The organism is Leuconostoc litchii, from assembly GCF_008107645.1.
Classification (GTDB): Bacteria; Bacillota; Bacilli; order Lactobacillales; family Lactobacillaceae; genus Leuconostoc; species Leuconostoc litchii.
Genome location: NZ_SDGY01000002.1, coordinates 34,969 through 42,623 on the forward strand (window position 1 = coordinate 34,969; position 7,655 = coordinate 42,623).

Annotated in this window: 4 protein-coding genes and 1 pseudogene; 2 read left to right on the forward strand and 3 right to left on the reverse strand. The window is 35.5% G+C overall.

Annotation, left to right across the window (positions count from 1 at the left end; all coding sequences use genetic code 11):
- Window positions 1–2,241: pseudogene (locus tag ESZ47_RS09435) on the reverse strand (KxYKxGKxW signal peptide domain-containing protein); the annotation flags it as partial.
- An 85-nt stretch (window positions 2,242–2,326) separates the two neighbouring features.
- Complete coding sequence (locus tag ESZ47_RS06385) at window positions 2,327–2,539, reverse strand: helix-turn-helix domain-containing protein (protein WP_148605831.1); 213 nt, start codon at window positions 2,537–2,539, stop codon at window positions 2,327–2,329.
- A gap of 151 nt (window positions 2,540–2,690) precedes the next feature.
- On the opposite strand from ESZ47_RS06385, the gene ESZ47_RS06390 reads away from it, so the two are divergent.
- Together ESZ47_RS06390 and ESZ47_RS06395 are read left to right on the forward strand one after the other, a co-directional pair.
- A complete protein-coding gene (locus ESZ47_RS06390; protein WP_148605833.1) occupies window positions 2,691–3,062 on the forward strand; it encodes a helix-turn-helix domain-containing protein in 372 nt (123 codons plus the stop codon).
- Between the two features lie 22 nt (window positions 3,063–3,084).
- Window positions 3,085–3,513, forward strand: a complete 429-nt coding sequence (locus ESZ47_RS06395; protein WP_148605835.1) for an ImmA/IrrE family metallo-endopeptidase — start codon at window positions 3,085–3,087, stop codon at window positions 3,511–3,513.
- Window positions 3,514–3,546: 33 nt separating this feature from the next.
- Here ESZ47_RS06395 and ESZ47_RS06400 read toward each other — a convergent pair.
- Window positions 3,547–7,655 (reverse strand): glycoside hydrolase family 70 protein (locus tag ESZ47_RS06400; protein ID WP_148605969.1); only part of this gene is annotated, 4,109 nt, incomplete at its 5' end.

Sequence of the window (7,655 nt, forward strand, 5' to 3'; positions counted from 1 at the left end):
GCCGTCTTGACCATTTACTCCATCTCGACCAGCTTTACCATCGATTCCATTTTTTCCGTCATGGCCGTCTTGACCATTTACTCCATCTCGACCAGCTTTACCATCGATTCCATTTTTTCCGTCACGGCCGTCTTGACCATTTACTCCATCTCGACCTGGTTTCCCGTCGGAACCATTCTTTCCATCAATACCATCTAACCCGTTACGGCCATCTTGACCTGGTTTCCCATCGGATCCGTTTTTTCCATCAACACCGTCTAACCCATTACGACCATCCTGGCCTGGTTTTCCGTCCGTTCCGTTCTTTCCGTCATGACCATCTATACCATCTCGACCCGGTTTCCCGTCAGCACCATCTTTTCCGTCAAGACCGTTTATTCCATTTTTACCATCAACAGTATACGTATAAATAATCCAAACATTTTGTTTTGAGTTATTATTCTTATTTGTTTTATTAAATAGCCCACCATTTCCGTCAGCTGTATATGTATAATGCAATAATTTGTCAGTTGAATCTTCAATTCCAGCTACTTCTTGATCAATTGTTTCTGGAATTTCATATGTTTTTAATTCTCCATTATCATCATAACTAATGAAATTTCCGGATTCATCATAATACATCTGCCCATCAATACCAGCAATCGTCTGCGTTGGTTTCAACTCGACCCCATGAATTTTTTTTAGTACGTAATGAACAGTTATCTCAGCTTTTTTTGAAAGCACAGCATCTGCTGTTGGTTCAGTTGCAGATATCTTTGTAAAATTTTTAGGTGCTTTATTCTGACCATCACTTAGGTCACTAGAGTACGTTAGTGCAGGATCCAGTTTATTATTTTGTTGATACATTATCCTGTTTAAATGATAACTTACCGTCTCAGGATCTATTTTTTCAGGTTTTTTCAAAAAGGCTAATTCATCTGAATTCATATTATGATTTTGACGCCACCACCAAGCCTTTCTGTTCATCGGCACCGCACCAAAATATAAGGTTGGTTTATCCGTTGTAAAATCAGTAAACGAAACACCTTCTTCAATGGCATAATGCTGTGGATTAGTATCTTCATCTCCCTCTACTGATTGAAAATCAGGACTAGTGTTTGTATACGCAAGTCCGTCCGGAGCATTGTTAACTACACCTTCGCAATCAATATTATCTAAGGTAATTGCAGAATTTTCATTAATAATGGCCGTTTTAGCATCATTAGTTTGAACATACTCTCTTCGATTACCTGTAACTTTGTCCATTGAATAGTTAGTAGAGCTTAACGATCCGGATAGAAAGTATACCTTCGGTACACTATCAGAAGCAATTTGATTAGAGATAGGCACCATTTCACACGTATCGCTATAGGTAAACCAAAAAGTAGTTTGCCAATTTAAATTAGTTGTCCAAATATTGTCAATGGCATTACTACTAATAGCAACATGAGGACTACCATTGTCTTCAAAGCTGTTGGTTGATTCATTCCAATTACCATTTTGCAATTGAAAATCATGAAATGTTTCGTGAAAATCTACATATTGCTTGTGTCCATACTCATCTTCAATACTACCGGCTTTGGCCCATGTTTTCTCAATATTTGCATGTAGCAAATCATTTCCTTCATACTCCCATACTTTGGTACTATCATTTAAATTAGCGTGTGAACCAATCCCGGTAAAAATGTTACTTGGATTTATATCAGATATTGGATCACTTTCATCGGCCGGTTTGGAATTATCAAATTTCAAAGCCTGCTTTGCAGCTGACGTAACAAATTGTGTTTTTCCATCAGCATTTTGCTTTTTTCCTTTGTGTAAAGCCAAATTGTACTCGTCAAATTGCTCTGTATACTGTTTCTCTTTTTCAAGTTGTTTCTGCTGAGCATTTTGTATATTACTGATCTGTTGTAGATAGTCCCCCTCGCTTTCTATTTTGGCTTGCCTAATTGACTCTGCATTATTGGCATCAATTGATATAGTTTGTGTCGGTTCTTCGACAATTACAACACCTGCCTTTTCTGCAGTTGACACAGCATTTTGCAATTGACTGTCATCAACACCTATCTGTTGATCAACTTTATCTGCATCTGGCGAGTAGTCACTTACCGTTTGAGCTGTTGTATCATTTAATTGTGTGTAACCAACGTCATCAGCATTTATTATCATCGTAGTTGCATTGCAACTGAGTATAAATGCAGAGGCTGCAATCCACAATTTCCTCGATTCATATAATTTATGATGTATCGACTTATTATTCATACCTTCCCCCTAAGTAATTATGATAAGTGTTTATTATACCAATTTGATAAACGTTAATCAATAATAGTATCACTTTTGTAAACACTTAAACAAAAAATATATCTGTAATTTCTTTATCTAAACCTTTAGCAATTTTTTTAGCTGTCGGTGGTGAAGGATATTTTTTATTATTTAAGTATTCTGTCATTAAAGAATAATTGATCCCGATTCTTTTGCAAAATATTGCGATACTTTCCCCACGTATTGCAATTTCTTTTCTAACAGATATTGCATCACGAAATTGTAGTGTTAATGTCATTATACTTCCCCCTTTTTTAACATAATGTCATTATATAGTCGTTGTATCACATTGTCAAACGTTTTATATTTTGTTTTGGAATATGTTCTGTTTATGTTTGTTTTACATTTGTATATAATAAAAGTAAACAATATTAGGAGTGTTTTAAATCATGGTAACAAGAGAACAATTCGGTTCAAAAATAAAACACATTAGAGAAAAAAAACACTTTACCGTTCGTCAAACTGCCTTACAAGGCAATTTTTCATCAGCCTACTTATCGCAAATTGAAAACGGTAACAAAAACATTCCAAAAGTTGACACACTTTACCGTATTGCCAAAGGACTTAGAATTTCTAAAGATGAAATATTACATCTTGCAGGCATAACTTCTCATATGCCAGCTCATCAAACGAACGTCGATCTTGGACAACAATTTACTGATAACAATTTGCTACTATCATTTGAAGGAAAACCACTTTCTCCTGAATATCGAGAAGCAATTTTATCAATTCTTCGAACACTACCCGATGCGACTGAATAAAATATCAAGGAATAAAATATCAGTGTATATAGACGAAAAAATTTCAGCTTATCTTGAAAAAATAATAACAATTAACCATTTAACGTTACTTTATATCGATGGGACAACATTCGACCCTGATGTAGCTAATGTTCAAAAAAAAGCCATCATTGTCAATAAAAATTACCAAACAAAATTTAGCATTTATTTTCGAATTGCACACGAGATATCGCATTTAATTTATACTACAAGCAATACGACATACACTTTTTCACCATTATCAAAATTATCAGATGAAAAAGAAGCCAATTTGCACGCTATTCAAATTTTGGCAGATTTTTATTTTTCTGAAAATCAAACACACTCACGTTGGGAACGTCGTTTTCAATTTATTGAAACTTTTGGTTTAGGACAAATCGTTCATCTAGTTGAAAAAATCTTGATACAAGAAAAAGTGTCATCAATTAATTGATGACACTTTTTTATTTTTGAATGTTCACTCTATTTAAACTGTAATCAATTCACCTGAGTTAACATCATAATATTTTTTACTACCGTCTTTCTGTACAATTGATTCCCCTTTAACTTGGTGTCCATTGCTTTTAAAGTACAGATGTTGACCATTAATTATCTGTTCTCCTGTAACTGCCACACCGTCAGTATCAAAGTAGGCCCAATCGTTATCTGATAATCTTTCGAAACGATTTGTAATCATTTCACCTGAATCGGCATCATAATAACGCATTTTGCCATCAGTATCAGTATACTCACGGCCCTTAACTTGATTGCCATTATTCTCAAAGAATAGTTTCTGACCATTAATCACTTGTGCCCCTGTAACAATGTTACCGTTTTGATCAAAGAATGCCCATGTATTATTTGATAGGTTGGCAAATCGATTCTTTTGTAATGCTCCTGAATCGGCATCATAATAATGCACTTGTCCATTTTCATCAACAGCTTCCGTTCCCTTTGCTTGACGACCATCTTCAGCAAAGAATAACGATTGACCATTGATTACACGTGTGCCAGTAATAGCAACGCCGTCAGAACCAAAGTAAGCCCATGTACCATCTTCGTTTTTTCCAAATCTATTCGTCACCATATCACCTGAATCAGTATCAAAGTAACGTAGTTTTCCATCTGAGCATTTGACAGAAACGCCCTTAACTTGGATACCATTCTTATCAAAATACTGAATATGCTGCTGATCATCCAGCGTAACTGTTGTCAAACCACTATTAGCCATTACACCATTCTTATCAAAATAACGCCATGTCTTGTTTGAAAGCATGTAATATCCGTCAATTGATTGCTTACCAGTCTGGTTAAAGTAGTACGTATTTCCTTTGCTATCTTCTAATAATGCATCTTGTAATTCAATACCGTTTGGTAAGAAGTAATAACTATTACCGTTAATTTGTTGGAAACCATAAGTCATGTGCCCATTTTGATCAAAGTAGTACCAATTAGACTTGTCATCTTGAATAAAAGTATCCTTAGCCTGATAACCACTAGTAGAATAGTAAGTCATACCATCAGCAGTCGAAATAAAGCCTGTATTTGATTCTTCATTGGTTAATTGCTTTGGCAAGAATACACCACTATCACTTACTGTGCTTACCTTGAAGTATTCATTGGTAGCCCAATCTTTAAGAACATAATAAGCACCTCGACCTTGAATATTAGTACCATTAAAGTACTTTGCAGACCACTCTTTTATTTTCTCACTAGGATTCATTGGCACACCTGTTGAAATTTGATTTACTTCAAATAATGAAGGATACAACTTCTTAATCTCATCAAGGAAGGCACCACCATATAATGATTGATAATCACCACCACCAACAGTTTGTGAAGCATACAACGTATTGTTAATCACAGAATCTTGATTATAAATACCCGAATTATTAACTCGTTGTACAGCAACTACTTCTTTTCCTGTCAAATTATAAATTTGATCTGGTACCCAATCAGCCATTGCACTAATATTTGTAGCATGCAAAGCTTTAATTGCTGTACGTAATTGATCAACAGTACCATACTTTGTTGGTGTGTTGAATCCAAGATCGTAGCGGTCAGTAAAGGCATAACCGTTTTGAATGATCGAATCTAAGAAGCTGTTATCTGTACTTGAACGATATTGCGGTGGAAACTCGAAATTAGTGATTCCCCAGCTCTTATATAAATCAGTATTATTAGCAATTTTGACATTCGCATACTCATCTTCTGTCGTTGGTGTATATTGAAAATTAGAAAAACTTTCATAAATCACTTGAGAATCTAGTGCAGCGTTCGAATGTAAAGTTTTACCATCAGTGGTTGTTTCTGTGCTACTCTCCGTACGTGCATCTTGTGTGTCTTTTGCACCAAATGGTACCCAAACTGCCAAGTACCCTGAAACTTGTGGGTTTGCTGTACCAACAATGTCAGATTTATTAAAGATTAATTGTCCCTTGCTATTTGTGTGTCGGATCAAACTTTTGGGCACATCACTATCTGATACATATGTCGCAATACCATCCTTAGTTGTCAATAACGCTGGGCGATAAGCTTGATTCTTATGTGCAATACCCATATCAACAACAACTTGGTCTGTATCACTTAACTTCAAGTCTGGATTATTACTTTCAATAACAGCAATACCTTGTTTGCGTGTTTCTTTTGTTCCTTTATCTGTAGCCGTCATGGCACCTTTACCATAACGAACAGATGTCAATACACCTCTATAGCTATCAGCCGGCATATCGCTGTCACCTTGCATGTAGGACATAGACATTGTTTGTCCACCTGAAACATACTTTATTCGTGACTTCAATAAAGTGTCAATTGCATCATAATACAATGATTTAGTTGACATATATTGACCATCATCAGTATACATATCACCATAATAAACACGTGGCACAGTATCTTTATTAGTTAATATTGTAGCGTAAGTACTTGGAATATTGTATTGTGTAAATTCTTTAGTTGTTTTCAACTGATCGGCATTATAAATTTTAAACGCTTCTGTTAATTGTTCCATTGTTGGTGACAAACCATCAGCATCAGGATCAATTCGTTGCTTAATAATTTCTGCAATGACAGTTTGTACTTCACTATCATGCGCACGAACAAAGGAATAATTTGGCTGCGCTGTATTTTCTGTCGCATCATTACTACGATTAACCAAACTATTTGTCAAGAATGGTTCCAATCCACTTCGCTTATTGCCGTACTGATCAACTGGTGGCATAGTAAGTGAATATTTTAATGATAATCGTAACTTATTATCCATTGAAAGTTGGTTATCACCATGATCTGAAACATACACAGCATCATTATCACTCCAATCTTCCAGAATTGATACATGTTGATTTGAAATAGCATCACTTTTATCAACGCCGTAAGCTGCTTTGAAATAATCAGCTGCAATTTGTAACAAATCAGCATCAACATTATCAACCGCATCAACTCGGATGCTATCGAAATTAGCGTCCGCATCGTTGTTAGTAATTGATCCAAAGTTTAATAGATAGTACATCCAATTTAACTGTTCAGCTTGTACAACAGGATTGGAATTATCTACGTCATTTGCTAATAGGAAATCATAACCACCTTGTGTGGGATCAATTGTATATGATGGCTTACCAGTTTGATTAGTAGGCGTACGGTTTAGCAAGCGATAATCAGAGTTAGCATTTGGTGTTTTATCATTATTAACATACAATAATGCACCTCCTTGCAAATGATCAGTGCCCTTTGATTCACTGGCGATATTCCAGTTTGGTTGACTGTCCACAAACTGAGAAATATCGTCTTTCAACCATTGCGTCTGTCCTTCTTGACTGATTTTTTGCTCAATTTTAACTTGTATATCTTGTGCAGCTGAATTTAACGACTCTTGACTATTATCTGTCGTATAAACCGTATCAGTATCATCAGTATCTAAATACTTCATTGCATTTAAATAATTTACTTGTGTTGCTTTGTCTGGCCACCAAGTCATTAACAATGGACGAAGATCATTGTCAGAAGATGCTTTCCAACTTTCACCATTTACTAAGATATCTTTAGGACGATACCAACTATCAGCAGTAAGATACCCATCAATATTTGTATAGTTGTCAGATGACGTACCTACAGAAGCATTGTGTTCCGTATAACTATTATTTTCACTCGTCAATCCTTCTAAAAACTGATAGTCATTTGTATCCGCCATTGCGCCAGTATCTTTATCAAAATAAAGCACCTTACCGTCAATAACTGTAGCAAAATTCTTTTTTATTTGACCATCATCATCAATATAATACGTTTTTCCATCAATAATTTTTACATTGTTAGAACTGGCTTGTATTGTTGCTAAGGTTGCTGTTGTAGATTGATTCTCTTTATTATCAATCGTTTGACTTTTTTGTGCCACTGAAACAACGTCACTTTGATCAGTACTATTTGTAGCTGATGTATTCTTGTCTACAGTTGCTGCTGTTGTATCTGTTGTGTTTTTGTCCGCAGTTGCTGCTGTTGTATCTGTTGTGTTTTTGTCCGCAGTTGCTGCTGTTGTATCTGTTGTGTTTTTGTCCGCAGTTGCTGCTGTTGTATCTGTTGTGTTTTTGTCCGCAGTTGCTGCTG